The organism is Bradyrhizobium sp. IC4060, assembly GCF_020193715.1.
GTDB lineage: Bacteria > Pseudomonadota > Alphaproteobacteria > Rhizobiales > Xanthobacteraceae > Bradyrhizobium > Bradyrhizobium yuanmingense.
Genome location: NZ_JADYVJ010000003.1, coordinates 267,963 through 293,484 on the forward strand (window position 1 = coordinate 267,963; position 25,522 = coordinate 293,484).

A 25,522-nucleotide genomic window follows, 5' to 3' on the forward strand; every position below is an offset into this window, starting at 1 on the left:
CAATCCAGACGATCACTGCGGAGACAGACTGGATTGCTTCGCTTCGCTCGCAATGACGGTGTCGTGACACTTCAGACGGGACAAACCAATCTATGTCCGTGACCACCCTCTCCTCCCACGCACTGGCGCAACGACAGCCGAACTGGATCGTGCGCCTGTTCGACTACAAGCCGTTCCTGATCGTGATGTGCCTCGCGCCCGCGCTCGGGCTGCTCACGGTATTCCTGACCTACCCGCTCGGCCTCGGCGTCTGGCTCGCCTTCACCGACACCACGATCGGCCGTCGCGGCATCTATGTCGGGATCGAGAATTTCCAGTACCTGCTCACGGATCCCTTGTGGTGGAACGCGGTGTTCTACAGCGTGTTCTACACGGCCGTGGCGACCTTCGGAAAATTCGCGCTCGGCTTCTGGCTCGCCCTGCTGCTCAACAACCATTTCCCGTTCAAGAGCCTGCTGCGCGCCATCGTGCTGCTGCCCTGGATCGTCCCGACGGTGCTGTCGGCGCTGGCGTTCTGGTGGATCTACGATCCGCAGTTCTCGATCATCTCCTACCTGCTGGTCGACGTGCTGCATTGGCGCGACAGCAATATCGACTTCCTCGGCTCGCCCTGGCCGGCGCGGTTCTCGCTGATCGCCGCCAACATCTGGCGCGGCATTCCCTTCGTCGCGATCTCGCTGCTGGCGGGCTTGCAGACCATCTCGCCCTCGCTCTACGAGGCCGCGATGCTGGACGGCGCCAGCGCCTGGCAGCGCTTCCGCTACATCACCTTCCCGATGATGCTGCCGATCCTCGCCATCGTCATGACGTTCTCGATCATCTTCACCTTCACTGACTTCCAGCTGGTCTACGCCATTACCCGCGGCGGTCCGGTGAACTCGACGCATTTGCTGGCGACGCTGGCGTTCCAGCGCGGCATCGCCGGCGGCGAGCTCGGCGAAGGCGCGGCGATCGCGGTGTCGATGATCCCGTTCCTGGTGTTCGCGACGCTGTTCTCCTATTTCGGCCTAGCACGCCGCAAATGGCAGCAGGGAGAGGCCAATGACTGAAACCGTCGCGCAATCGACCGTCGCGGACGCAAAAGCGCCGCCCGACACCATGGCCTGGGATTCCGGGCTGCGGCGGCTGATGATGATCTACCTGCCGCTCGGCTGCTTCGTTCTGATCCTGCTGTTTCCGTTCTATTGGATGGCGATCACCTCGTTCAAACCGAACGCGGAGCTGATGAACTACCGGGACAACAACCCGTTCTGGATCTCCTCGCCGACCCTGGCGCACATCAAGCATCTGTTGTTCAACACCGCCTATCCGCAATGGCTGAAGACGACGATGCTGGTCGCGATCGGCTCGACCACGCTGTCGCTGATCGCGAGCACGCTGGCGGCCTACGCGATCGAGCGCCTGCGCTTCCGCGGCAGCCCCTATGTCGGCCTCGGCATCTATCTCGCCTATCTGGTGCCGCCGTCGATCCTGTTCATTCCGCTCGCCACCGTGGTGGTGCAGTTCGGCCTGTTCGACTCGCCGCTGGCCCTGATCCTGGTCTATCCGACCTTCCTGGTGCCGTTCTGCACCTGGCTCCTGATCGGCTATTTCAAGTCGATTCCTTACGAGCTCGAGGAATGCGCGCTGGTCGATGGCGCCACGCGGCTGCAGATCCTGCGCCGGATCACGCTGCCGCTCGCGGTGCCCGGGCTGATCTCGGCCGGCATCTTCTCCTTCACGCTGTCCTGGAACGAGTTCATCTACGCGCTCGCCTTCATCCAGAGCGGCGCCAACAAGACGGTGCCGGTCGCGATCCTGACCGAGCTCGTCACCGGCGACGTCTATCAATGGGGTGCGCTGATGGCGGGATCGCTGCTCGGCTCGCTCCCGGTCGCGATCTTCTACTCGCTGTTCGTGGATTACTACGTCTCTTCGCTGACGGGTGCGGTGAAGGAGTAGCCCCGCTCTCTCGTCCCCCTCTCCCCGTTCTCACGGTCTGCAGGCGGGGAGAGGCGAAGAGCGCTGCGGCCTTTGGCCCGGCTTCACAATACTGCAACATGCGATCCGCATAAGCGTTGCGTCCGCCAACAGGAGACGCACATGCGCGCGACTTTTCTTTGCACCGTCGCCACGATCATCCTCACCGCGAGCACAGCGCTCGCGCAGAGCGAGGGCGAATTCCCCGCCAAGCTCGCCGGCCACGCGGTGATGCCCGCCGAAACCTTCATCGAGGCGCCGGCTGATGCCCCCGCCGATCTCAAGGCGGCGGGCAAATATACCACCGGCAAGCGGGTCGACGCGCTCGGCACCGTGATGGGCAAGTCCTTCGAGCGTCCGACCGGCGTGTCGCTGCCGTTCAAGGGCCAGCCGCTGCAGGGCCATTCCGGCATCAAGACCCTGCCCGACGGCACGTTCTGGGTCCTCACCGACAACGGCATGGGCGCGCGCGCCAACTCGCCGGATTCGATGCTGTACCTCAACCGCTACAAGATGGACTGGGCCAGCAGTAAGATGGAGCGGCTGGAGACCATCTTCCTGCACGACCCCGACAGACGCGTCCCCTTCCGCATCGTGCACGAGGACACCCAGAAGCGCTATCTCACCGGCTCCGATTTCGACACCGAAGGTTGCCAGATCGTCGGCGACACCTTCTGGATCGGCGACGAGTTCGGCCCCTATGTCCTGAAGGCGGACAAGTCAGGCAAAATCCTCGGCGTGTTCGATACGGTCGCCGACGGCAAGCCGGTGCGCTCGCCCGACAATTGGGCGGTGGGGACGCCGGCCGCGCCGGGCGCGACCTACACCAATGTCAATCTCCGCCGCTCCAAGGGCTATGAGGGCTTCGCCGCGTCCAAGGACGGCAAGTTCCTCTACGGCCTGCTCGAGGGACCGCTGTGGGACGCGGAGAAGAAGGAGTGGGAGAAGGTCGACGGCAAGGAAGCCGCCCGCATCCTCGAATTCGACGTCGCCGCCGAGAAATTCACCGGCCGGTACTGGCACTATGTGTTCGAGCAGAACGGCAACGCCATCGGCGACTTCAACATGATCGACCAGGCTTCCGGCCTCGTCATCGAGCGCGACAATGGCGAGGGCACCGCCGACAAGGCCTGCCCGCAAGGCCAGCGCGGCGAGAACTGCTTCCCCGACCTCGCCAAGTTCAAGCGCGTCTACAAGATCGAGCTGACCGACGCCAATGTCGGCAAGCCCGTGCGCAAGATCGGCTATATCGACCTGATGAAGATCAGGGATCCCGACAAGAAGGCGCGGAAGCCGCTCAACGACGGCGTCTACACCTTCCCGTTCTTCACCATCGAGAACGTCGATCGCGTCGACGACACCCACATCATCGTCGGCAACGACAACAACCTGCCGTTCTCCTCCAGTCGCGATCCCAACAAGGCCGACGACAACGAGTTCGTGCTGCTCGAGGTCGCGGATTTCCTGAAGGCGAAGTGAGGCGAGGCTCGCTCTCTCTCCCTCCCGCTTTTCCGCGGGAGGGAGAGTCATTGCCCATGGCTACTTCCCGAAAATCACCGGGACGTTGATGGGTATGGTTGCATAACTGATCTCGGCCGGCACCGGCGGGAATGGTTGGGCCTGGCGCACCATGGCCATCGCCTGGGCATCGAGCGCTGCGACGCCCGAGGAGCCGCCGAGGCGGCTGGACAATACCTGACCGTTACGGCCGAGCGTGAAGCTCACCTTGACCACGCCCCTCTGGCCATTCGCGCTCGTCGGATACTGGTGGAAGCGCATGAGATGCGCGCGGACGCGCTGATAATAGGTCGCCATCGCAGACGCGAGCGAGCCGGCATTGACGGCAGAGGCCAGCGGAGCCTGCCGCTCCGTGCGCGGCGGTGCGCTGGTGCGCGGCGCCGGAAGGGCATCCGACGGCTTCCGGGCGTCGAGGCGGACCGCCTTGGGCTTCGCCGGGGCGGGCTTCTCCACGGGCACAACTTTCGCGGGCTCGGGCTGCGGCGGGCTCGGCTCGAGCTTCTGTTCCGGTGGAGCCAACACCTCCGGCCGCTCCTGCGGCGGTGTCGGCGGGATCATTTCCTCGACAGCCTGCTGCTGCACCGGCTCGGGCGGTGACGCATCCGCCTGCTGCATCATCGGTCCCGGCGCGATGTCCAGCGGCGTTGACTGCGGTGCCGACGTCTCCGGCGTCATGTCGATCAGGATGGCCGGCATGTTGACGCCCTCGTCCGGCACCTGCTTCAGCCAGTTCATCGCAAGCAGCGCGGCGCCGAGATGCAGCGCCACGATCATCGCCGCCGAGGCGCCCCAGCGCGCGCCCTCCCGCTCGTCAAGCGGCTGATGCAAGGCAAAGGCGTTCGCTGCCATCAGCTGCGTCCGTCGAGCCCGACGAGGGCGACCTTGAGATAGCCGGCGTTGCGCAGGGTGTTCATCACCTCCATCAGGTCGCCATAGGAGACGGCCTTGTCGGCGCGCAGATAGATGCGCTCGTCCTTGCGGCCCTTGGTGGCGGCATCGAGTGAGGTGCTGAGCCCGTCGCGAGCGACGATATCCTCACCCACGGCGATCGAAAGGTCCGGCTTGACGGTGACGAAGACCGGCTTGTCGGGCCGCGGTGCCGGCTCGGCGGCGGTCGCCGGGAGATCGACGCCGATGTCGACGGTGGCGAGCGGTGCGGCCACCATGAAGATGATCAGGAGCACCAGCATCACGTCGATGAACGGCGTGACGTTGATCTCGTGGGTGACGTCGAAATCCCTCGTCTCGCCGCGCGAGCCGAGCTTCGATGTTCCGAGCTTGACGGCCATGGCTACTCCGCTGCCCGCGCCAGACGGAAATGGCTGTGGTCGCGCTGGCGGCTCACCAGCAGCATGAGCTGCGCCGAGGCGTCGCCGAGCAAAGCGCGGTAATTGGCAATGCCGCGGACGAGGTGATTGTAGATCACCACCGCCGGAATCGCGGCGACGAGACCGAGCGCGGTCGCGAGCAACGCTTCGGCAATGCCGGGCGCGACCACCGCCAGACTGGTGGTGTGGCTCTCGGAGATGCCGATGAAGGAATTCATGATGCCCCAGACGGTGCCGAACAGACCGACGAACGGCGCGATGGCGCCGATGGTCGCGAGCACGCCGGTGCCGCGCGCGATCTGCCTGGACATCGCCGCCTCGACCCGCTCCAGCCGCAACGCGACGCGCTCCTGCAGGCCGTCGTCGAGAATGCCGCCGGAGAGCTCGGCCTCCCTGGCGCAGGACTGGATCAGCTGAGCGACCGCGTCGCGCGCGTCGCCGGTCCGCGCGGATGCCTCGGCCAGCGTCATCTCGCCCTCGAGGGCGCGCGTTCGCTGCAGGGCGAGCGAGCCCTTGCGGCGCAGCTCGATGCTCTTGGCGAGCCACACCGTCCATGTCACCAGCGAGGCGACGGCGAGCCCGACCATCACGATCTTCACGACGATGTCGGCGCCGAGGAACATGCCCCAGGGCGACAGATTGCGCGGCAACAGCGCCGCGTCGATCGCGAACGCCGGTGCCGGCGCGAGCGCCAGCGCGCTTGTTAGGATCACATGGCGAAGCGTGCGATTGCTCTGCATCCTGATCTCCCGACAGGTTGAAGCAAGCTAGAGCGCAGGCGCGATCCGGTCCGCAAGCTGCCGGAACCGCGCCAACTGATCCGCCCGTAGCGCCCTGGTCTCGTCACGGCCGACGAAGACCTTGAACATGATGCCGCCGTCGGCGTTCACGAAGGCGACGAAGGCCGACATCTTGCCCATGAAGGGCCGCTCGACGAAGGCAATTCCTGCGCAGCGCTCGTGACGGAGATGGCCGTGCAGACCTTTCGGCTGCATCAGGTTGAAATAGCCGCGGCCGATCTCGCCCGCGGGAACCGGGCCTGTGAACTCGAAGATCGCATCATCCGTGTGCACGATCAGCGTCACCTCGCCCCATTCCGAAATGTCCTGCATGGCGGCGGCGAAATGCTGGCCGCCTCCCATGCGCACCATGGACGGCGGCAGCGCCGCGATCACCGCGCGCGGCGAGACCTTGCGCTCGCGCGCGACGTCCTCGATCACCGCGCCGGGATTGTCGGCCATGTACGCCTTGAGATCGGCGAGATCGGTGCTCAGCATGTCCGGCTTCCTTCCATGATCGGCCGCGATCAGGCCGCCGCGCTCGCCTTGCGCTCGGTCATGATGACCTCGAAGCCTTCGAACTTGGGGTGGCCGAGATAGAGGCTCTCGCCGGTCTTATTGTCGGCGCGCGCATGAGCGCGGCGGAATTCCTCCGAGCGCGTCCAGGCCTCGAAAGCCGCCTTGTCGACCCACACGGTATGCGAGGAGTACAGCGTGTGGTCCTCGGCGACCGGCCCCTTCAGCAGATGGAATTCGACGAAGCCCGCCATGCTGCCCAGATAGGACTCGCGGGTCCGCCAGACGGTCTCGAACGCGGCTTCCGAGCCGGGCTTCACCTGGAAGCGATTCATGGCAATGAACATTCGACTTTTCTCCTGTGACTTGTAGATCGGCAATTGCCGATCGGATATTTCAGAACGGACCGAAAGCCACGCTGACGCATCAGCGTGGCTTTCGAGATCAGCTGGGCACCCCCCGCAGAGACCCTCCGGTGTCCCTCTCAGGTGCCGCCAAAGTGGTACTTGAGACCACCTTTAATCACGAGCCCGGCACCGGCGCTCGCCCACTTCACGTCGTTTTGGGGGTCGCTCGCGCTACCGACCGGAATGGCGTATGGACGATAGTAGCGGTTGAAGAGGTTCTCGACGGAGAAATTGAGCGTGAGATCGGGCGTCGGGTGATACTGCGCGTAGAGATTGACGAGGTCGTACGACGTCGCCGGCGTATAGGTCCTGGGGATGTCGTAATTGGCGATTGCCGACGTCCACATCATCGAAAGGATGAGGGTGCGGTCGAGCAGACGCACGCCGGCCGTCGTCGTGATCTTCTGCGGCGGAATGCTGTAGAGGCCGAAGCCGGTCTGGAGATTCTTTCCGCTCTGATAGGTCCCGGAGAGGCCGAAGAACCACAGGTTCGCGTCATACATCGCCTCGGCCTCGACGCCTTGAATGAGCGCGGACGCCACGTTCTGATACTGCAGGAACGGGAGCACCGTGATCAACGGTGCCGGTGGCGGCCCGGTCGGGACCACGAGCGGGTTTCCGTAAGCGACCTGATCGATGAAGTCGCTGATATCGTTGCGGAACACGTTGATCTTGCCGCGCAGCGTGTCGCCCGCTGTGAACAGATCGTTCTTCTTGATGTTGAAGCCGATCTCCTTGTTCTTGCCGACCTCGGGGCGCAGGTTTGGATTAGGCACGAAGCAGAAGGTCGAATCCGCGCCCGGTCCCGGCGTCCCCGACGGACAGCGGAAGAATGAGTCGCTGACCGTCGCGCCGGCATGAGGCCCGCTCACCAGCGTCTCCGTGATCGAGGGCGCCCGATAGCCTTCCGCGTAGCTGGCATAGGGGGTCACGACCGCGGTCGGAACGAGAGCAACGGTGATCTTCGGCGAGAGGCGATCGCCGCCCGACGACGAGGACGCCGATGAAAGCTGATAATTGTCGTAACGGAGCGCACCGATCACCTCGAGCATCGAGGTGTAGTTCGCCCTCCACTGCACGAACCCGCCGGACACCGTGCGCTGTCCGCCGGGCGTCGTCACTTCGGCGGTACCTGTCCTATCCTGCGTAGATACTTTGTCCTGGAAGGCGTCCAGCCCGTATGTCACCGCGTGGCGCCAGTTTCCGGTTTCGAAGCGCGTCGTATTGTGCACGTCGATGCCGATCGTATCGAGCAGATATCCGCGGTTGCTCCCGATGCACCCCGAAACGGCATTGCCCGGCACGCCGCCGCAATAAACGGACGGCGTCGTGAGGGTGTGCCTCGTCTTGATCTGGTCGTTCTCGGTGCGATTCCAGTAGATCTTCGCGTCCCAGTCGAACCACTGATCGTCCGGCTGCGAATATTTCCAGCCGAGCGTCGTGGTGTAGTTCTTGACGTTGGAGGCGTAGATCGACGTGCCGTTCAGATTGTTCGTGCCGTTCGCATTGGTCGAATTGGGATCGCCCGCGCGCCGCGGCGGCTGGCCCAGGCTGTAGATGTCTTCCTGGAAGATGGCGCCGAGCTTGACTTCGTGACCGTCGGCCGGACGAACCGTCAGCTTGGCGATGCCGCTGCTCAGACGGTTGCCGGTGTTTGCGACCTCGTAGCCAGTGCCGTCCTTGTAGTTCTCCTGAGTCGAATAGGTGCCGCCTGCGAATACGTCGACATTGGGGTTGACGTGGACACCGCCAAAGGTGGATCCGAGTGCACGTCCGTAGTTGCTGCCGAGGATGGTTTTCACGTCGACGCCCCAGCGCTCTCCAACGCGGACAACGTCCTCGATGTCCTTGGTGCGGAACGAGGCCACGCCGCCGATCGCACCGGAGCCGTAGATGTTCGCGGTCGGGCCGCGCACGATGTCGATGCCGCTGATCAGCTCGGGGTTGAGGAAGAAGGAGCCGTTGGCGAAGTGGCCGGTGCGTTGGTAGTTCTGCCGCGCACCATCGACGACGACGGCGACGCGGCCGAAATCCTGCAGGCCGCGAATGTTGATCGAGGTCGAGGGCTCGTCGCCGCGATTCTGAACCCATACGCCGGGCACGTTATAGATGAGGTCACCAACCGTGCTGGCCTGACGCCCCTCGATCTGCGCCGAGGTCACGACGCTGACTGGTGCCAGCGCATCCACGGCACGCTCCTCCGTCTTCGTTGCCGCGACCGTAATCGCATCGAGCGTGTGCACGGGCGCTGCGCCGCCCGCCTGGGCGCGGGCATTCATGACGCCGGCTGTGGCCTGCTGCACACGTTGCGGCGCCGGCTTGCGCTTGGCCTGCTTCGGCCTTTCCGACGACGCGTTTTCACTCTGCGGCGACGCGGTCTGCGCGAGACTGCCCTCCGCCGTCATTGCCGCGATTGAAACCACCGACGCGCCCAAAATCAGGGCGCGCGAAAACCTAGCCCCGTCAGCCATATCAGCCCCAGCCTGCACTTTGACTTTAGTTTTTAATGTCGTCTGGCTGGCGCGCGCTCGCGAGGCGAGCGACTGGCTGGCTGATTATCTCAAGAGGCGGGCGAGTTCCCCGCTGTCAGAAATGGTTACGTGGCAACACTCTGACGGTCAATGACATCGAGTTGCAGTTTATATCGATTGTAAACTGCGACGGTTGGAATGCGCTTGGCGCCGCCTGTACAAACGGGCGGTACTCCAGCTTTCGAAAGCGCATCACACCGACAATGTCAGCAACATCAGGAGACAGCAGCGGCATCGCGGCAGGACCGGCACAAGGCCCTGCAGCAACGCGAACTCTCACCATGCGCGGCAGCCGGATCGACAGCCGCGAGCTGTTTGCCGCCGAGCGCGAGATCATCATTGCGCATGGCGAGGACAGCTATCGTCTCCGCCTGACTTCGCAGAACAAGCTGATCCTGACGAAGTAACTGCAATGACACGTTGCCGCACCCTCGCCAGTCTCCTGCTCTCCGGCGGACTCGCGTTTGCGACTGCTGCGCAGGCCGCGGGCATCACCGTGCATGACGCGCGCAATCGCGACGTCACTGTTACCGATTTTGCCCGGACGGTATCGATCGGCGGCGCCATCACCGAGATCCTCTATGCGCTCGGGCTGGAGAGCCGGCTGGTCGGCGTCGACACAACGAGCCTCTATCCGGCGGCGGCGCTGCAAGACAAGCCGAATGTCGGCTATGTGCGCCAGATCTCGGCCGAAGGCGTGCTCGGTCTCAACCCGACGCTGATCCTGGCGATCCAGGGCTCAGGCCCGCGCGAGACCATGGACATCCTGGAGACGGCGAAGGTGCCGCTGGTGCTGGTGCCCGAGACCTTTTCCGAGGAAGGCCTGATCGAGAAGATCAAGCTGGTCGGCCACGCCATGGGCGTCGATGCGCGTGCCGAGTGTCTCAGCGCCGCGGTCGGCGCCGATCTTGCGCAGCTCCGTGCCCTGCGCGCCAAGGTGACGAAGCCGGTGCGGGTGATGTTCGTGATGTCGCTCCAGAACGGGCGGGCGATGGTGGCAGGCCACAAGACCGCGGCGAATGAGATCATCCAGCTCGCGGGCGCGGCCAACGCCGTCGACGATTACGACGGCTACAAGGTCATCAGCGACGAGGCGATCGTGGCCGCAAAGCCCGATGTCGTGCTGTCGATCGAGCGCGGCAAGGATTCGCTGCAGGCCGATGCAGTCTACACGCACCCCGGCTTTGCGCTGACGCCGGTCGCGGCCAACAAGAGCTTCATCACCATGGATGGGCTTTATCTGCTCGGTTTCGGGCCGCGCACTGCGGCGGCGGCGCGCGATCTCTCGGTCAAGCTCTATCCGGCCTTGGCCGAGGGCGGCGCGTTCGCATCGGCGCTGTCGACGGCGAATTGCCGGCAATGAGCGTGGCCGCCGGGATCGAAACACGGAGCCGGCGACACAGCGCGGGACGGCGGACCGCATCGTTCGCGATTCCCCTCCTGCTCGTCGTGCTCCTGGTCACCGCGATCGCGGCTCTGACGGTCGGCGCCGCCGGCATCCCACTCTCCCGGCTGCCAGCCGCGCTGGGCTTGGCCGGCGAAAGCACGGCCATGACGGCCCGCGACCAGCTCGTGCTGTGGTCGATCCGCATTCCCCGGATCGCGGCGGCCGCGATGATCGGCGGCCTGCTTGCCGCGGCCGGCGCGATCATGCAGGGGCTGTTTCGCAACCCGCTCGCCGATCCCGCCCTGGTCGGCGTCTCCAGCGGCGGCGCGCTCGCAGCCGCGAGTGCGATCGTCTTCACCGATTCCCGCTTCGGCGAGGCGCTGCGCTTTCTCCAGACCGAGCTGTTGCCTCTCGCGGCCTTCGCGGGCTCGCTGGCGACCACCACAATCCTCTACGGCATCTCCAGCCGCTCGGGACGCACCTCGATCGCAATCTTCCTGCTCGCTGGCGTTGCCATCACCGCGATCGCCAATGCGGGCATCGGCCTCCTGGTCTTCATCGCCGACGACCGCCAGCTGCGCGACATCACGTTCTGGATGCTGGGCTCGATGAGCGGCGCGACCTGGACCAAGGCCGCCGTGCTCGCGCCGGTGCTCATTGCCGGACTCGCAGGCTGCGTCTTCGTCGCGCGCGGCCTCGACCTGCTGGTGCTCGGCGAGGCCGACGCCTTTCACGGCGGCGTCGACGTCGAGCGCCTGAAGCGGGTCTCGATCGTGATGGTCTCGGCCATGACCGGTGTCGCGGTGTCGATCAGCGGCGTGATCGGCTTCGTCGGCATCGTCGTGCCGCATCTGCTCCGTCTCGTGATCGGCCCGTCGCATCGCCTGCTGCTGCCGGCCTCGGTGCTATCAGGCGCGATCCTGATGGTCGGCGCCGACACGCTGGCGCGCACCATCGTCGCCCCGGCAGAGATGCCGATCGGCATCCTGACGGCAGCCGTCGGCGCACCTGTCTTTCTCTTCATCCTGCTGCGACAGCGCGGGCTCGCCGCGCTATGACCGCGGTGCTCGAAGCGCGACACTTGGGCAAGCGCGCCGGCCGCGCGACATTGCTCGATGGCGTCGGCCTGACGGTTGCGGCCGGCGAGATGATCGCCATCATCGGCCCGAACGGTGCCGGGAAGTCAACGCTGCTGCGGCTGCTCTCCGGCGATCTCCGCCCGAGCGCCGGCGAGGTGCTGCTCAAGCAGCGCGACATCGGCAGCTTCGCGCCGCGCGAGCTCGCCGCGCGCCGTGCGATGTTGTCTCAGCACATCAACGTCACCTTCCCCTTCACGGTCGACGAGATCGTGCTGATGGGCGCGGGCGAGCGCAGTTTGCGCGAGGCCGGCCCGCTCGTCGACGCCGCGCTGGACGAGGTGGGCCTGTCGCATTTCCGAGAACGGCAATTACCGACGCTGTCGGGCGGCGAGCAGCAGCGCGCTCATTTCGCCCGCGTGCTGGTGCAGCTCGCCTGCGGCGAGGCCAAGCACGGCCCCGGGCTCTTGCTGCTGGACGAGCCGACCTCGAGCCTCGATCTGCGCCACCAGATCGACCTCGTCGAAGCGGCCCGCCGCCGCGCGGCTGCCGGCACCGCCGTCATCGCGATCCTGCACGATCTCAATCTCGCGATCCGCTTTGCCGACCGGCTGGTCGTGCTGGCCGGCGGCAGGCTCGCCGCGGACGGCCCGCGCGCCGATGTCGTCACGCGCGAGAGGATCCGGGATATTTTCGAGATCGACGCGGACGTGCATCAGGTTGACGGCGTGCCTTATGTGCTGCCGCAGTCGATGCGGGCTGCTGTGCCGCCACGGTGAAGGTGGGCTCCCTCCCCCGCTTGCGGGGGAGAGTTGGGGAGAGGGTGTCTCCGCAACGGGACAATCCCCAAGAGGAAAGAGCCCTCACCCCCAGCCTCTCTCGCAAGCGGGAGAGGGAGCGCACCTCCTTGGTGGCGCGACCGCCCCTACCCCGCCGGGACGATCACCATGCTCTTGTCCTTCGGCCAGCGGATGCGCCAGGCGAAGTTGATGTCGCGGGCCTCGCCGGGCTTGGCGTCGAACGACCATTCCAGCACGCCGCGCTTGTCGCGGATGTTGTTGGCGGTCGGCTGCGTGCTCGAGGGCAGCATCTCGACGACGATGTCCTCGTTCTCGCTGACTGGCAGCTGATCCTGGATCGCGACGCGAATCGGGAAATCATGGCCGTTGCGGATCGTGGTCTTGAACGCGCGCTCGTCGGTCTTCGAGGTCGTGACCAAGAGACCGGCCGAGCCTTCGTTGCGCTTGAGCACCGCGCGTTCGATCTTGACCTTGTCGTCGGCGCCGAACCCGAGCCGCACGATGTCGTCCTTGGCGGACGCGGTGATCTTGCCGCGGCCGACGAAGGTGCCGTCGCGGTAGATCGCGACCTTGCCCGGCAGCAGGGTCGCCTCATCGGTCTGCTTGAAGCTGGCTTCCAGGAACGCGGTCGGATCCAGCACCGGCGCGGCGCGCACCGCGAGATCGGCGGGCACATTGACCGAAGCGATACGTAGGCTTTTGGCACCGTCGGCGGCGCCGAGGCTGACGCGGCCGGGAATCCTGAAGGTGGCCTGGAAGTCGCCGATCTCGGCGACGGCCTGTTGCTCGTCGGCGCGCTCGCGCAACTCGGTCGCTTCGGCAGCCTTGGACATGGGCTCGTACGAGCGCTGGCGAACAGTTGGCGCAGGCCGCGCTAGATCCGAGGCCGTGCCAAGGGCCATGGGCTTCGGCACTTGCGGATATTGCGCGACCAGCGAGCCCAGCTCCGGGGCACTGCCGCCGCGGCTGATGCGCACGGTGGAGACGCCGAGCGTCACGTTCGCCCAGTCCTCGCCGGTCGACTGCGTCACCTCGGCGCGGCGAACCAGTTCGAGCTGCGGCTTGCGATCCTTGGCGCCGGTATCGAGCCGGGCGTCGTAGAGCGGCACCCAGCGCGCGTTGCGCACGGCATAGGTTACGCGCAGCGTCGCCTTGGTCGCGGCGGCCGATGCGACGTCGATCCGCACTTCCAGCTTGCTCGGCGGCTTGGCCGAGCGCTCGGCTTCCAACTCCGCGATTTGGCGGTCGAGCTCGCGCTGTTTTCGTGTGGCATCGCGAATTGCGCCGTCGGCGGTCGCGATCTCCTCGGCAACAGCGGCAAAGGCCGCGCGCCATTCCGCGATCGGGCGCGCCTCGCCCTTCTCGCCGAGGCCGGCCGGCGACGCCTCGGCAAAATGCTGCGCGAACTTGCGCCGGGCAGTGGCGGAATCGATCGCGCCCTGCAGGTCGGCCCGTTGATCCCTCAAGGCTTCGATGCGCTTGTCGAGCTCTGGCTGGTTGACCGGCGGCGCGGCCTTCGGCGGGCGTGCATCGATCGTGCCGATGGTGAGCTTGGCGCCCGCCTCGCCTTCGACGCGGAGGGAGGATGGATCGAGCGAGAGCGGAAAATCCTTCGCCACCAGCGTCGAATCGCCGGCGGCGAGATCCAGCGAAATGACGCGGGTGACGGTGGCACCGTCGGGATAGACGGTGACCGTGTCGATCGTCGAATTGGCGTCCACATTGCCCGCCCATGACGGCGATGCCAGCGCCATGGTCACCAGGACCAGACCCGTGGTTGCCAAATATCTTGGGGTGATGCGCATGAAGTCCCTCCTGCCGGTACCGCCGCGCCGCCAGCCGGACGCGCGCGATGAGATGCCTCGCCATCGTGGTTGGACGCGGCAGGGAAGGAACCGGTTCGATTGAGACTTCCGTGGGGCGCCGCCGCGGCGGCACCATGTCTGCGGAACGCCCGGTGCTCCGGGCGGCTTCAGGCCTGGGTCTAAGAGCCCTGGCCGAAAATGCGCCGGAGCAGATCGGTTACGTTCTTGGCGCCGGCCTTCTTCAGGATGCTGGCGCGATAACCTTCGACCGTCCGCGCGCTCAGATGCATCCGCCGGGCGATGCCCTTGTTGGTAAGGCCGGCGGCAAGATGCTCGAGCACGTCGGCTTCGCGCGCCGTCAGAGGTTCGCAGCCCGGCAGCCAGCGTTGCCGGATCGCCCCGGGTTGCGCGAATTCATCGATAGCGGCATCGATCCGGTTGACGATGTCGTGGGTACGGAACGGCTTTTCGATGAAGTCGGCTGCGCCGCTCTTGATGGCGTCGACCGCCATGGCGATGCTGCCGTTCGCCGACGTCACCAGCACCGGCGCCATGCAATTCTCCTCGCGCAGCTGCCTCAGCACCTCGAGAGCGGAGCGATCCGGCGGCATCTCCAGCAGCACACAGGCCGGCATCCGCGTCTTCGCCTCCGAGAGCAGGGACGCCCCGTCTGCGAAGCAGATCACGTCATAGGCGCTCTGTTCGAGCGCGGCGGAAAGTTGTTCGCGGGAGGCGGCGTCGGTGTCGATGACGAATACCTCGCCCTTGGAAAGCATGTTTCCCGGCATAGTCCCGATCCAGCAATGTCTTGGTCAAATGGCCCGAGACGGCCGGGGGCTCCGTCGCGCCCCGCCGTCATGCGCACGGCATTCACGCCAGTGCTTCGGTTTTCCTTATGTATGTTCCATCCGGTTCCTGGATTTGACGGATCGGGACAGAAACTTTACATTTCGGGACATCTGCGGGAATGCTGGCAGGAACGGTTTGCATGACCGACCTCATTCGCAGCGCAGGATTGAGCTGTTACCCCGAGGTCGCCCGGTCGGTTGGGCTCGACCCCAGCCAGATGATGCGCAAGGTCAGGCTGCCGCTGGCCTGCCTCGACCAGCCCGACATTCCCATCGCCGTCACCGGCCTGCGCCGCCTGCTCGAACTGTCGGCAAAGGCCTCCGGCGCCGAGGATTTCGGCCTGCGTCTCGCCGAGCGTGGCGGCCTCACCAATTTCGGCGCGGTCGGCCTGATCGTGCGCGAACAGGCGACCGTCGGCGAAGCGATCGAGGCGTTTTCGCGCTTCATCCATATCCATCACGACGGCATGCGGCTCGACGTCACGCGTGACGAGCGGACCGTGACCATCACGCTGCATTTGCGCGGCCGGCAGCCGCGCGCGCCGCGGCAGTCGATCGACATGGCGCTCGGCAGCGTTCACCGCATCATCCAGTCGCTGTTCGGCAGCGATTGGCGGCCGCTGGAGGTGCATCTGCACTACCCGCCGCCGCTCGACCGCAAGCGCTACCGCGACTTCTTCGGCTGCCGGGTGAGCTTCAACGCGGACGACGATGCGATCCTGTTGTCGGCGCACGAAATGGAGCGCCGGATCCCGAGCGCGCATCCCTTGATCGCGAACTACCTGCGCAAGCGTATCGAGGCGATCGAGAGCAGGCCGGCAAGCTGGGAGGCAAAGGTCGACGAGGTGGTGCGGACCCTGCTCGCCAGCGGCGATTGCACGGTCGAGCGCGTCGCCGAGCATCTGGCCTGCACCCGCCGCACCATCCACCGCCGCCTCGCCGCGTCGGGCACCAGCTTCTCAGCCATCCTGGACGCGCAACGCGCCGATCTCGTGGTCCAGCTGATCGAGGATCCCGCCCGGCCGCTGGCCGACATCGCGGTGCAGCTCGGCTTCTCCGCACAGAGCGCCATGGCGCGCTGGTTTCGCGGCCGCTTCGGCTGCACCATCACCGAGTGGCGCAAGGGCGTGCGGCCGCCCTCGGCGAGTGCCGCCTGACTTCAGCGCGCCGGAGCGGGCACGCCCGTCGTGGCGAGCGCCCGCCGCCCGCTGCCGGCGAGCAGCGGACCGAACGCGACGGCAAATCCCAGGAAGGCGAGAATCCAGCCGCAGGCGGCGATGTGCAGCAGCACATCGCTATACGCGGGCAACACGACGGCGCCGACCCGGGCCAGAGCGGCCATGATGATTGCAGCATAGATTCCCTGGATCGCCGGCGAAGCCGTCAGCGCCTGTCCGGTATGGCCGAGGCTGGCGCGGGTCATCACCGCGAGCGTCATCGTTCCCGCCGCACCTGCCATCCAGGCATGGATGCCGGCGCTCGGCGGCAGCTCGCCGAAGGCGGCCACAGCGTTCAAGATGAAGCCAAGCGGCACGAAGACATAACCGACATGAAGGATCAGCAGCAGCCGCTCGCGCGTGGTGCGATCGCCGGCCCAGCGTGCAAGCCGAACCAGATGCAGCACGCCCACCGCCGCCATCGCGACGCCGGTGATCATGTTCAGCGGTGCCGCGATCCATGCGATCAGTGCCAGCGCGCTCAAGGCGATCACCGCGCCGTCAAATCGCCCGAACGGCACCGGCAGACGGCCGGGATTGAACTTGACGAGCCAGTTGCGGGTGAAGCTCGGAATGATGCGGCCGCCGATCAGGCCGATCAGCAGAATGACCACGCCGATGCCGATGCGGATGCTGATTTCGGCCGCGCCTGCGTAATGCGTCTCGACATGGAAGGCGACGTTGCCGGCGAGCAGAACCAGCACCAGCCCGACCACTGGCAGGTTGCGCCAATTGCCGCCTGCGATGATCTCGCGCGTCGCGGCAGCAACGACCAGGGCCAGGAACGCGGCATCGACGACCAGCGCAAACGCCCAGCCGGTATTCGCCGACAGCGTCACCACGACGCGCCCGGCGAGCCAGACCGTCAGCAAGGCCGCGAGCGGCCCGCCCTGGATCGGCAGGCGTCCCGTCCAGTTCGGGATGGCGGTGAACAGGAAGCCGGTGATGACGGCCGGCAGGAAGCCATAGAGCATTTCGTGGATGTGCCAGTCGCGCGGCGCGAACGCGGAGCTCACCGACAATTCGCCGTAGAACATCGGCAGCCAGGCCAGCATCGACAGCGCCGCCTGAATTGCGGCGAGCAGGAAAAAGGGCCGAAAGCTGTTCGCAAACAGCGGCCAGCCCGCAAAGTTGCGGGATCGGGCGCCAGCCATGGGATCAACTCCAATCAATTCAGATCGTTACTGGAAAAATACTGCCGCCGTGCCGCCTCGTTTTGCGCTAACGCAAACTACTCGACGATTGCAGGTGCCATCACACGCCCCGATGCCATGGAGGCAGAATGGCCAAGGTCGACACATCGCTGGTTGCGCATCTGCCGCTGTTTGCAGGGATGACGCCGGAAGCTCTCGACGAGATCCTGCGCGAGGCCCGCTCGGCGCGCTATCCCAGGAACAGTGCCATCTTCGAACAGGGGGCGGACGCGCAGTGCTTCTTTCTGCTGCTGCACGGCCATGTCCGCGCGGCGAAGACCAATCCGGCCGGCGAGCAGATCGTGGTCCGCTATGTCGCGCCCGGCGAAACGTTCGGGCTCGCGATGGCGATCGGAGCCGCGCAATATCCGGCGACGGCGATGGCGGTCGACGACAGCGTCGTGCTGATCTGGCCGAGCTCGGCCTGGCCGCGGCTGGTCGAGCGGTTTCCGGCGCTGGCCGCCAACACGCTCCAGACCGTCGGCACGCGGCTGCAGGAAAGTCACACCCGCATCCTGGAAATGTCGACCCAGCAGGTCGAGCAACGCATCGCGCACGCGCTGCTGCGCCTCGCCAAGCAGTCCGGCAAGAAGCTCGACCACGGCATCGAGATCGACTTCCCGATCAGCCGCCAGGACATTGCGCAGATGACGGGCACCACGCTGCACACCGTCAGCCGCATCCTGAGCGGCTGGGAGTGCCAGGGGTTGGTCGAGAGCGGCCGCCAGCGCATCATCCTGCGCGAGCCGCACAGAATCGTGGTGCTGGCGGAGCGGAGCGCCGACAGCGGCGCGGCGTGAGAGACGCCTCTCTGCTCAAGCTAGGGATGAGGCGCGCTTGCGCTTACGACGCAAGCGCGCCCTCATCCGGGAATCCGCGCACATCTGCGCGCTTCCTGACCGTTTCACGCCGGCACGCACACGCTCAATGCGGCGAGGAACTTGTCGCGGTCGATGCCATGCTCGCGGCAGGCGTCGTCGACCGTGTGGAAGGTCGCGATCGGACAGCCGACACAAGCCATCCTGAAGGCGAGAAACACGCGGATCGTGTGCGGCGCCGAATGCATGATGTCATCGACCAGATCGTCGGACCGGAAAGGCATGGACAACTCCGTTCCGATCGACGATAGCGGCGCGGGAGTGAGTTTCTTTGTTGGAGCGCAAGCTGCCTTGTCATTCCGGAAGAGCTACACCGCCCGACTGTGCAGCTGCTTGCCCGGATCAAGATGCGCGTCGAACGCGGCGGCGACGCTGCGGACCAGGAAGCGCGAATCCCCGGCGACGGCGAGCCGTTCGCCGTCCAGCCTCACGACGCCGTCGGAGATCAGCGGCTTCAGACGAGACGCCGATTTCAGCATGGCGCCGGCCTCCGCGCCGTGGCGCGCGCAGATGTCGCCGAGATCGGCACCGAACTCGCACATGATGCGTTCGATGATGTCGGCGCGCAGCCGGTCGTCATCGGTGAGGCCATAGCCCTTCGCGGTGGCGAGGCGGCCGGCAGCGATGCTCTGCGCATAGGCGCCGATCTGCACCTCGTTCTGGACATAGCCCTGCGGCAGATGCCCGATCGCGCTGGCGCCGAAGCCGAGCAGGACTTCGCTGCGGTCGGTGGTGTAGCCCTGGAAATTGCGCCGCAGCGTGCCCTGCTCGAACGCCACGGCCATGGCATCGTCGGGCCGGGCGAAATGGTCGAGCCCGATCTGCACGTAACCGGCTTCCTTCAGCGCATTGGCGATGGCGCAGGCCTGGTCGTGGCGCGCAAGGCCGTCGGGCAACACGCCTTCATTGATCATGCGCTGGTGCTTCTTGAAGCCCGGCACGTGAGCATAGCCGAACACCGAGAAGCGGCTGGGCGCGAGCGCGAGGCTGCGCCGCACAGTTTCCAGGCACGAGGCCATTGTCTGGTGCGGCAGCCCGTAGATCAAATCGAAATTGATGCCCTCGATTCCGGCGCCGCGGAGCATCTCGACCACGGACGCCGTCTGCGCGAAGCTCTGCACGCGGTTGATCGCCCGCTGCACCACCGGATCGAAGCTCTGCACGCCGAGGCTCGCGCGATTGACGCCGGAGAGCCGCATCGCCTCGACCATGTCCGCGCTCAATGTACGGGGATCGATCTCGACCGCGATTTCCGCCGAGGGCAGCACGAAGAATTCCTGGCGCATCGTCGCCATCAGCTCGGCAAAGGCGTCCGGCGCCATGATCGTCGGCGTACCGCCGCCGAAATGAATGTGCTCGACCTTGATGCGGTGGCCGATGGTTTCGGCCGTCAGCGCGATCTCTCTGCGTAGCGTCCGCTGGTAGCCGGCGATCAGTTCGTCGCGGCGGACGATCTGGGTATGGCAGCCGCAGTACCAGCACATCTCGCGGCAGAACGGCACGTGCAGATAGAGCGAGGCGCTGGCGGCCACGGGCAGCTCCGCCAGCCAGCGGGCATAGGCGTCCGGACCGATCGCCGGCGTGAAATGCGGTGCGGTCGGATAGCTGGTATAGCGTGGCAGGCGTTCCTCGCCGTAGATCGCCGCAAGATCAGCTCTCATAAGTTACCCATTCGTAAATGCCCGCCGCGCGCGAGACATCGCGGCAAATCACGGAATGAATTCAAATAACCCGGATCGGCGGACGCGGCTTTGCGCTCGCGCAAAGCGCGGATACCGGTTCCCGGCCATGGTGAGAAAAAATCGCGGCCATCCGGAGCGTTCGCCATGAGGCTTTTCGCACTCGAACTTATTCTCTCCCTGCTCGACGTCCGCGGCCATATCCCGCGTTTCGACCACTTCCGACCGGCCCCGGCCGCGCCGGCCCCCGCCGGCGCGGTGCGCGCCCTGGCGGCCGCGATCGCCGTCTTCGTCGCGCTGTCATTGGCGATCTGGGGATTGGTCTGGCTCGCCGTGAACCTGCTCTGAACGGACGCGCCTTCGCCAGGGCCTGTCTTGCGATCTCGTCCACGCGCATGAGCAGGGCAACCGAGATCGTCATCCAGCTTGAACATGCAAACGAGTTGCCGCTGAGTTGACGCTCGGCCTCGATCGGCATCGCGCCTGCGGACGCGGTGAGTTGCCATCGCCGATCCCGCTCCTTCGAGAAATCTAAGTCATGTTGCCGAACGCGAATCCGGCGGAAGCTTGTCGCAGCACAAACACGCTTGCCGCAATCGGCGCACACTGCACTCCGTCATCAAAACCATTTCAGATGAAGGATGCTTCCGATGTTCACCCGCAGAGCCGCATTGATCAGCGCCGCCGCGACCGCCCTGATGTTGGCGATCCCGGCTTTCGCCGCCGGCGGTCTCAAGCTGCCGCGTCAGAAGGTAGAGCTGGTCGCTCCGCCCTTCGTGCACGCGCACGAGCAGGCCACGATACAGGGCCCCAAGATCGTCGAGTTCAGGATGACGATCGAGGAGAAGAAAGTCGTCATCGACGACAAGGGCACCACCTTCCAGGCGATGACGTTCAACGGCTCGATGCCGGGCCCGCTCATGGTCGTGCACGAGGGTGACTATGTCGAGCTGACGCTAGTCAATCCCGCGACGAACACCATGCCGCACAACATCGACTTCCATTCCGCGACCGGCGCGCTCGGCGGCGGCGAGCTCACGCTCATCAATCCCGGCGAGCAGGTCGTGCTGCGCTGGAAGGCGACCAAGACAGGCGTGTTCGTGTATCACTGCGCACCGGGCAGCCCGATGACCCCCTGGCACGTCGTCTCGGGCATGAACGGTGCCGTGATGGTGCTGCCGCGTGAGGGGCTGAACGACGGCAAGGGCCGCGCGCTGAAATACGACAAGGTCTACTATATCGGCGAGCAGGACATGTACGTGCCGCGCGACGAGAAGGGCAACTTCAAGTCCTACGAATCGCCGGGCGAAGCCTTCACCGAGACCGAAGAGGTGATGAAGAAGCTGACCCCGACCCACGTCGTGTTCAACGGCAAGGTTGGCGCGCTCACCGGCAAGAACGCGCTCACCGCGAAGGTCGGCGAGAACGTGCTGATCGTGCACTCGCAGGCCAATCGCGACAGCCGTCCGCATCTGATCGGTGGCCACGGCGACTATGTCTGGGAGACCGGCAAGTTCGGCAACGCGCCCGAGGTCGGGCTCGAGACCTGGTTCATCCGCGGCGGCTCGGCGGGAGCTGCGCTGTACAAGTTCCAGCAGCCCGGCATCTACGCCTATGTCACGCATAACCTGATCGAGGCGGCCAGTCTCGGCGCCACCGCGCACTTCAAGGTCGAAGGCAAGTGGAACGACGATCTGATGATGCAAGTGAAGGCGCCTGCCGAAATACCTCCTGCCAGCACCAACTAGACGCGACGAAGGGGCCGGTCATCGCCGGCCCCTTTTTCCTTCTGCGGAGGAATGATTGTGCTGATCGCATTCAAGCTCAAGCTGGCACTTGCCTGCGCGGCCGGGCTTGCGGGGCCGCTGGCCGTTGCGCCTCTGGTCTCGGAGCTGACGATGCGCCATGCCGTCGGCGAGCCGGCCTTGGTCGAGGTCGCCCCGGGCAGCTTCGCCTATCGCGAGGCCGGCGATTTCACCCGCGGCGGACAGCAGGCGGAAGCGCCGATGCGCACCATCCGGATCAACCGGCCGCTGCGCATCATGCGGAATCAGGTCGCTTCATCCGACTATCAGCATTGCGTGCAGGATGGCGCCTGCCGCGCACTCGATCGCGACGTCGCAATCGCCCCCGATCGCCCAGCAGTGCAGGTGAGCTGGCACGATGCCGAGGCCTATGCAGGCTGGCTATCGCGCAAGACCGGCCATCAATACCGCCTGCCGAGCGACGAGGAATGGGCCTTTGCCGCCGGCTCCAGATTCCGGGATGACGGGGTACCGGTCGATGCAAGCGACCCTTCGAAGCGCTGGATCAGCCGCTATGAGCGCGAATCCGAACGCGACCTCTCCGACACCACGGCTCATCGCTTCGGCAAGTTCGGCCCGAACGAGCATGGCGTCGAAGACCTCGCCGGCAATATCTGGGAGTGGACCGCGACGTGCTTCGTGCGCTCGCGTGTCGATGATTCCGGCAATCCCGGCCGCGCGACCGTGAATTGCGGCGTGCGCGTCGCCGAGGGTGCGCACCGCGCCTATGTCACCGACTTCATCCGCGACGCCCGTGCCGGCGGCTGCGCCCAGGGCGTGCCGCCCGCCAATCTCGGCTTCCGCCTGGTGCGCGAGGAGAGTCGTGGCTGGCCAGCGTCTCGCAGCGCCTGAGCAAGATGAGGCCGGCAGGATCATAGGGCGCCAATTATTTCCCATGACCGTCGCTTCAGTATTAGAATGAGTCTAAAAGATACTTTGGAATTGCTCTAAGCTTATGCTCTCGCGACATCGCGTCGCTAACGTTGGCCCCCCGCCTGCGCTACTCAATCGGCGTTCAATCTCGCGCCTGGGAGCAGCCCTTATGATCTATCTTCGCGTCCTCGCCGCGTCTGCGGCGGTGTTGAGCCTGACCACGTCTTTCGTGTCGGAGGCAGCCGCCAACGGCGAGGTCAACGTCTATACCTACCGCGAGACCAAGCTGATCCAGCCGCTGTTCGATGCGTTCACCAAGGACACGGGCATCAAGGTCAACGTCGTCTCCGCAAGCTCCGGTCTGGAGCAGCGCATGAAGGCGGAAGGGGCCAACAGTCCGGCCGACGTGCTGCTGACGGTGGACATCGGCCGCATCGACGAGGCCGTGCAGGCCGGCGTCACCCAGCCGATCAAGTCGGAGGCGGTCGACAAGGTCGTGCCGGCGCAATATCGCGATCCGGACGGACACTGGGCCGGCATCTCCATGCGCGCGCGCGTGATCTATGCCTCGAAGGATCGCGTCAAGCAGGACAAGATCACCTATGAGGAGCTCGCCGATCCCAAGTGGAAGGGCAAGATCTGCATTCGCTCGGGCCAGCACATCTATAACAACGCGCTTTTCGCGGCCTACGCGGCCAAGTACGGCGAAGCCAAGGCCGAGGAATGGCTGCGCGGCCTGAAGGCCAATCTCGCGCAGAAGCCGTCGGGCGGCGATCGCGAAGCCGCGCGTGACGTCGCCGCCGGCAAATGCGATATCGGCATCGGCAACACCTATTACTGGGCGCTGATGATGAACAACGATCCCGAGAAGAAGCCGTGGGCGGAGGCGACCCGCGTCATCCTGCCGACCTTCGAGGGCGGCGGCACCCACGTCAACCTCTCCGGCGTGCTGCTCGCCAAGAACGCGCCCAACAAGGCCAACGGTACCAAGCTGATCGAGTGGCTCGTCAGCGAGCAGGCGCAGCAGATGTATGCCGACCAGAACTACGAATATCCGGTTCGGAGCGGTGTCGCCGTCAATGCGACCATCGCCGGCTACGGCAAGCTCGTCCCGGATCCGTTGCCGATTGCAAAGATCGCCGCCAACCGCAAGGCTGCGGCCTCGCTGGTGGACAAGGTCGGCTTTGACAACTGATCTCTGGCGGCCCACGTCTATCGAACTGCTGGAAGCTACGAGCACACGGCCTCGATCGAGGGGCCGTGTACGGGCCGGTCGCGCCGCAACCGCCATCGCGATCGCAACCGCGGTCCTGGTAGCGGCGCCCGTGATCTCGATCGTTTCGCTGGCTTTGCAGCCGGCATCCGATGTGTGGCACGACCTGATCAACTACGTGCTGCCGGCCGCCCTTCTCGACACTGCCCTTCTGCTCGTCGGGGTCGGCGCGGTCACACTTTTGATCGGCGCCGGCACTGCATGGGTGATGTCGCGCCACGATTTTGCCGGCCGGGGCATGCTGCTGTGGCTGATGCCGCTGCCGCTGGCGATTCCGACCTATCTTGCGGCGTACGTCTATGCCGATCTGTTCGAACCGCTGGGCCTGGTGCATCGCACCCTGGCGACCTGGCTGCCGCTGGGCGATGCCCTCGGCCTTCTGCCCAACCTCCGCTCGCTGCCGGGCGCCATCTTCGTGATCGGGCTCGTGCTCTACCCTTACGTCTATCTCTCGGCGCGTGCGACGTTCCAGGTTCAGTCAGCCGAATTCGCGGAAGCGGCCACGACGCTGGGCGCCGGCCGATGGACCATCTTGTGGCGCGTTTCACTGCCGATGGCGCGGCCGGCGCTGGCGGTCGGCGTGGCGCTGGTCGCGCTGGAAACGCTCAACGACATCGGAGCCAGCGAATATCTCGGCATCCGCACGCTGACGGTCTCGATCTTCACCACCTGGCTCAACCGCGGCAGCCTTGCCGGTGCAGCGCAGCTCGCATGCCTGATGCTTGCGATCGTTGCCGGCCTGATCGCGATGGAGCGTTACGGCCGTCGCAACGCCAGCATCGAATTCTCGGCCGAAAGCCCGCATGTGAGGCGGCGAACCCCGCTGTCGGGCGCAAGAGCGTCGATCGCGTTCGCGGTCTGCGTGCTGCCGGTGCTGATCGGCTTCGTGGTCCCGCTGCTCTATCTGGCGCATCAGGCTCTCGGCCGCGGCCTGCTTGCAAATTTCGACCCGCTGCTGTGGCGCCACACCTTCCATTCGTTTGCCTTTGCAGGGCTCGCAACGCTCATGGCCTTGATGCTTGCGCTCGCCACGACGATCGCGCATCGCTTGCGGCCGGATCCTCTGCGATATGTCGCGCTGAGCATCGCGCAGGCCGGATACGCGCTGCCGGGTCTCGTCATCGCTCTCGGCCTGCTCACCCCGGTCCTGGCGGTCGACAATGCGCTGAGCGCGGTCGCGACCTGGACCGGACGTTCGCTTCCGGGGCTGGTCCTGGTCGGCTCCGGGATGGCCGTCGTGATCGCCTACACGATTCGTTTTCTGGCTGTGCCGGTCGGCATGATCAAGGCCGGGTTCGACAGCATTCCGAGCGACTATGACGAGAGCGCACGCGCGGTCGGCGCCGGCCAGGGGGTCATGTTGAGGCAGATCTATCTGCCGTTGCTCCGGCCCGCGATGCTTGGCGCCGTCATCATCATGTTCGTCGACTGCCTGAAGGAGCTGCCGGCAACGCTGCTCCTGCGGCCCCTCAACGTCGAAACGCTGTCCACGTCGATCTACCAGTACGCAAGCCGCGGCAATTTCGAGGACGGCGCGCTCGCGGCCCTCCTGATCATCGCCGCGAGCATCGGTCCAGTTGCCTGGCTGACCCGGTTCTCCGAGGTGCCGAGCGGCCCCGCTTGAAGGGGCACATCGTCCGCACATTCATG

General features: G+C 65.6%; 24 protein-coding genes and 1 pseudogene. 14 read left to right on the plus strand and 11 right to left on the minus strand.

Going from position 1 to position 25,522, the window contains the following annotated elements; all coding sequences use genetic code 11:
* Nucleotides 1–92 precede the first annotated feature (92 nt).
* From I6F16_RS13080 to I6F16_RS13090, 3 genes are all read left to right on the plus strand, one after another.
* The gene (locus I6F16_RS13080; RefSeq protein WP_035998865.1) at nucleotides 93–1,049 is read left to right on the plus strand and encodes a sugar ABC transporter permease; all 957 of its coding nucleotides are present in this window, start codon (nucleotides 93–95) and stop codon (nucleotides 1,047–1,049) included.
* A gap of 49 nt (nucleotides 1,050–1,098) precedes the next feature.
* On the plus strand, nucleotides 1,099–1,941 hold the full coding sequence (locus I6F16_RS13085; protein ID WP_225112986.1) for a carbohydrate ABC transporter permease: 843 nt from the start codon (nucleotides 1,099–1,101) through the stop codon (nucleotides 1,939–1,941).
* Between the two features lie 141 nt (nucleotides 1,942–2,082).
* The gene (locus I6F16_RS13090; RefSeq protein ID WP_035998858.1) at nucleotides 2,083–3,438 is read left to right on the plus strand and encodes an esterase-like activity of phytase family protein; all 1,356 of its coding nucleotides are present in this window, start codon (nucleotides 2,083–2,085) and stop codon (nucleotides 3,436–3,438) included.
* A 60-nt stretch (nucleotides 3,439–3,498) separates the two neighbouring features.
* On the opposite strand, the gene I6F16_RS13095 is transcribed toward I6F16_RS13090, so the two are convergent.
* The 6 genes from I6F16_RS13095 to I6F16_RS13120 all read right to left on the minus strand — a co-directional run bounded on the left by I6F16_RS13095 (nucleotide 3,499) and on the right by I6F16_RS13120 (nucleotide 8,978).
* Nucleotides 3,499–4,326: an energy transducer TonB gene (locus tag I6F16_RS13095; protein WP_225112910.1), complete on the minus strand. Its 828-nt coding sequence runs from the start codon at nucleotides 4,324–4,326 to the stop codon at nucleotides 3,499–3,501.
* Nucleotides 4,326–4,766, minus strand: a complete 441-nt coding sequence (gene exbD, locus I6F16_RS13100; protein ID WP_035998845.1) for a TonB system transport protein ExbD — start codon at nucleotides 4,764–4,766, stop codon at nucleotides 4,326–4,328. The genes I6F16_RS13095 and exbD overlap by 1 nt, the downstream gene beginning before the upstream one ends.
* A 2-nt stretch (nucleotides 4,767–4,768) precedes the next feature.
* Nucleotides 4,769–5,545, minus strand: a complete 777-nt coding sequence (gene exbB, locus I6F16_RS13105) for a tonB-system energizer ExbB (RefSeq protein ID WP_225112911.1) — start codon at nucleotides 5,543–5,545, stop codon at nucleotides 4,769–4,771.
* 27 nt (nucleotides 5,546–5,572) lie between these two features.
* Entirely contained in the window at nucleotides 5,573–6,082 is a 510-nt protein-coding gene (gene hutX, locus I6F16_RS13110) for a heme utilization cystosolic carrier protein HutX (RefSeq protein ID WP_225112912.1), read from the minus strand.
* 29 nt (nucleotides 6,083–6,111) lie between these two features.
* Complete coding sequence (locus tag I6F16_RS13115; RefSeq protein WP_035998838.1) at nucleotides 6,112–6,447, minus strand: antibiotic biosynthesis monooxygenase; 336 nt, start codon at nucleotides 6,445–6,447, stop codon at nucleotides 6,112–6,114.
* Nucleotides 6,448–6,584: 137 nt separating this feature from the next.
* Nucleotides 6,585–8,978 (minus strand): TonB-dependent hemoglobin/transferrin/lactoferrin family receptor, encoded by a 2,394-nt coding sequence (locus tag I6F16_RS13120; RefSeq protein WP_225112913.1) that lies wholly within the window; start codon nucleotides 8,976–8,978, stop codon nucleotides 6,585–6,587.
* A 263-nt stretch (nucleotides 8,979–9,241) separates the two neighbouring features.
* Here I6F16_RS13120 and I6F16_RS13125 point away from each other — a divergent pair, with 263 nt between their 5' ends.
* The 4 genes from I6F16_RS13125 to I6F16_RS13140 are packed head-to-tail and all read left to right on the plus strand — an operon-like array spanning nucleotide 9,242 to nucleotide 12,280.
* Nucleotides 9,242–9,445, plus strand: coding sequence for a hemin uptake protein HemP (locus tag I6F16_RS13125; RefSeq protein ID WP_225112914.1), 204 nt, complete (start codon nucleotides 9,242–9,244; stop codon nucleotides 9,443–9,445).
* A 5-nt stretch (nucleotides 9,446–9,450) separates the two neighbouring features.
* Nucleotides 9,451–10,401 carry a hemin ABC transporter substrate-binding protein gene (locus I6F16_RS13130; protein ID WP_225112915.1) on the plus strand — a complete coding sequence of 317 codons (951 nt, stop codon included), beginning with the start codon at nucleotides 9,451–9,453 and terminating at the stop codon, nucleotides 10,399–10,401.
* Complete coding sequence (locus tag I6F16_RS13135; protein WP_225112916.1) at nucleotides 10,398–11,483, plus strand: iron ABC transporter permease; 1,086 nt, start codon at nucleotides 10,398–10,400, stop codon at nucleotides 11,481–11,483. The genes I6F16_RS13130 and I6F16_RS13135 overlap by 4 nt, the downstream gene beginning before the upstream one ends.
* Nucleotides 11,480–12,280 (plus strand): heme ABC transporter ATP-binding protein, encoded by an 801-nt coding sequence (locus I6F16_RS13140; RefSeq protein ID WP_225112917.1) that lies wholly within the window; start codon nucleotides 11,480–11,482, stop codon nucleotides 12,278–12,280. Before I6F16_RS13135 ends, I6F16_RS13140 begins: the two co-directional genes overlap by 4 nt.
* A 146-nt stretch (nucleotides 12,281–12,426) precedes the next feature.
* Here the strand turns inward: I6F16_RS13140 and I6F16_RS13145 are convergent, their stop codons facing one another.
* Entirely contained in the window at nucleotides 12,427–14,106 is a 1,680-nt protein-coding gene (locus tag I6F16_RS13145) for a mucoidy inhibitor MuiA family protein (protein WP_225173807.1), read from the minus strand.
* Nucleotides 14,107–14,285: 179 nt separating this feature from the next.
* On the minus strand, nucleotides 14,286–14,894 hold the full coding sequence (locus tag I6F16_RS13150; RefSeq protein ID WP_225112919.1) for a response regulator: 609 nt from the start codon (nucleotides 14,892–14,894) through the stop codon (nucleotides 14,286–14,288).
* A gap of 200 nt (nucleotides 14,895–15,094) precedes the next feature.
* Between I6F16_RS13150 and I6F16_RS13155 the strand changes: the two genes are divergently transcribed.
* Complete coding sequence (locus I6F16_RS13155) at nucleotides 15,095–16,111, plus strand: AraC family transcriptional regulator (protein ID WP_225112920.1); 1,017 nt, start codon at nucleotides 15,095–15,097, stop codon at nucleotides 16,109–16,111.
* Nucleotides 16,112–16,113: 2 nt separating this feature from the next.
* On the opposite strand, the gene I6F16_RS13160 is transcribed toward I6F16_RS13155, so the two are convergent.
* Nucleotides 16,114–17,325: an NnrS family protein gene (locus I6F16_RS13160; RefSeq protein ID WP_225112921.1), complete on the minus strand. Its 1,212-nt coding sequence runs from the start codon at nucleotides 17,323–17,325 to the stop codon at nucleotides 16,114–16,116.
* 128 nt (nucleotides 17,326–17,453) lie between these two features.
* Between I6F16_RS13160 and I6F16_RS13165 the strand changes: the two genes are divergently transcribed.
* Nucleotides 17,454–18,164, plus strand: coding sequence for a Crp/Fnr family transcriptional regulator (locus I6F16_RS13165; RefSeq protein ID WP_225112922.1), 711 nt, complete (start codon nucleotides 17,454–17,456; stop codon nucleotides 18,162–18,164).
* A 104-nt stretch (nucleotides 18,165–18,268) separates the two neighbouring features.
* Here I6F16_RS13165 and I6F16_RS13170 read toward each other — a convergent pair whose 3' ends face one another.
* Together I6F16_RS13170 and hemN are read right to left on the minus strand one after the other, a co-directional pair.
* On the minus strand, nucleotides 18,269–18,466 hold the full coding sequence (locus I6F16_RS13170; protein WP_225112923.1) for a DUF1858 domain-containing protein: 198 nt from the start codon (nucleotides 18,464–18,466) through the stop codon (nucleotides 18,269–18,271).
* Between the two features lie 84 nt (nucleotides 18,467–18,550).
* Nucleotides 18,551–19,903 carry an oxygen-independent coproporphyrinogen III oxidase gene (gene hemN / locus I6F16_RS13175; RefSeq protein ID WP_225112924.1) on the minus strand — a complete coding sequence of 451 codons (1,353 nt, stop codon included), beginning with the start codon at nucleotides 19,901–19,903 and terminating at the stop codon, nucleotides 18,551–18,553.
* A gap of 165 nt (nucleotides 19,904–20,068) precedes the next feature.
* On the opposite strand from hemN, the gene I6F16_RS13180 reads away from it, so the two are divergent.
* From I6F16_RS13180 to I6F16_RS13200, 5 genes and pseudogenes are all read left to right on the plus strand, one after another.
* Nucleotides 20,069–20,269, plus strand: a complete 201-nt coding sequence (locus tag I6F16_RS13180) for a hypothetical protein (protein ID WP_225112925.1) — start codon at nucleotides 20,069–20,071, stop codon at nucleotides 20,267–20,269.
* 302 nt (nucleotides 20,270–20,571) lie between these two features.
* Complete coding sequence (gene nirK / locus I6F16_RS13185; RefSeq protein ID WP_225112926.1) at nucleotides 20,572–21,669, plus strand: copper-containing nitrite reductase; 1,098 nt, start codon at nucleotides 20,572–20,574, stop codon at nucleotides 21,667–21,669.
* A gap of 57 nt (nucleotides 21,670–21,726) precedes the next feature.
* Nucleotides 21,727–22,604 (plus strand): annotated as a pseudogene (locus tag I6F16_RS13190) (SUMF1/EgtB/PvdO family nonheme iron enzyme).
* Between the two features lie 164 nt (nucleotides 22,605–22,768).
* Nucleotides 22,769–23,794, plus strand: coding sequence for a Fe(3+) ABC transporter substrate-binding protein (locus I6F16_RS13195; protein WP_035998784.1), 1,026 nt, complete (start codon nucleotides 22,769–22,771; stop codon nucleotides 23,792–23,794).
* Nucleotides 23,795–23,924: 130 nt separating this feature from the next.
* Nucleotides 23,925–25,496 carry an iron ABC transporter permease gene (locus I6F16_RS13200; protein ID WP_225112927.1) on the plus strand — a complete coding sequence of 524 codons (1,572 nt, stop codon included), beginning with the start codon at nucleotides 23,925–23,927 and terminating at the stop codon, nucleotides 25,494–25,496.
* Nucleotides 25,497–25,522: the final 26 nt, after the last annotated feature.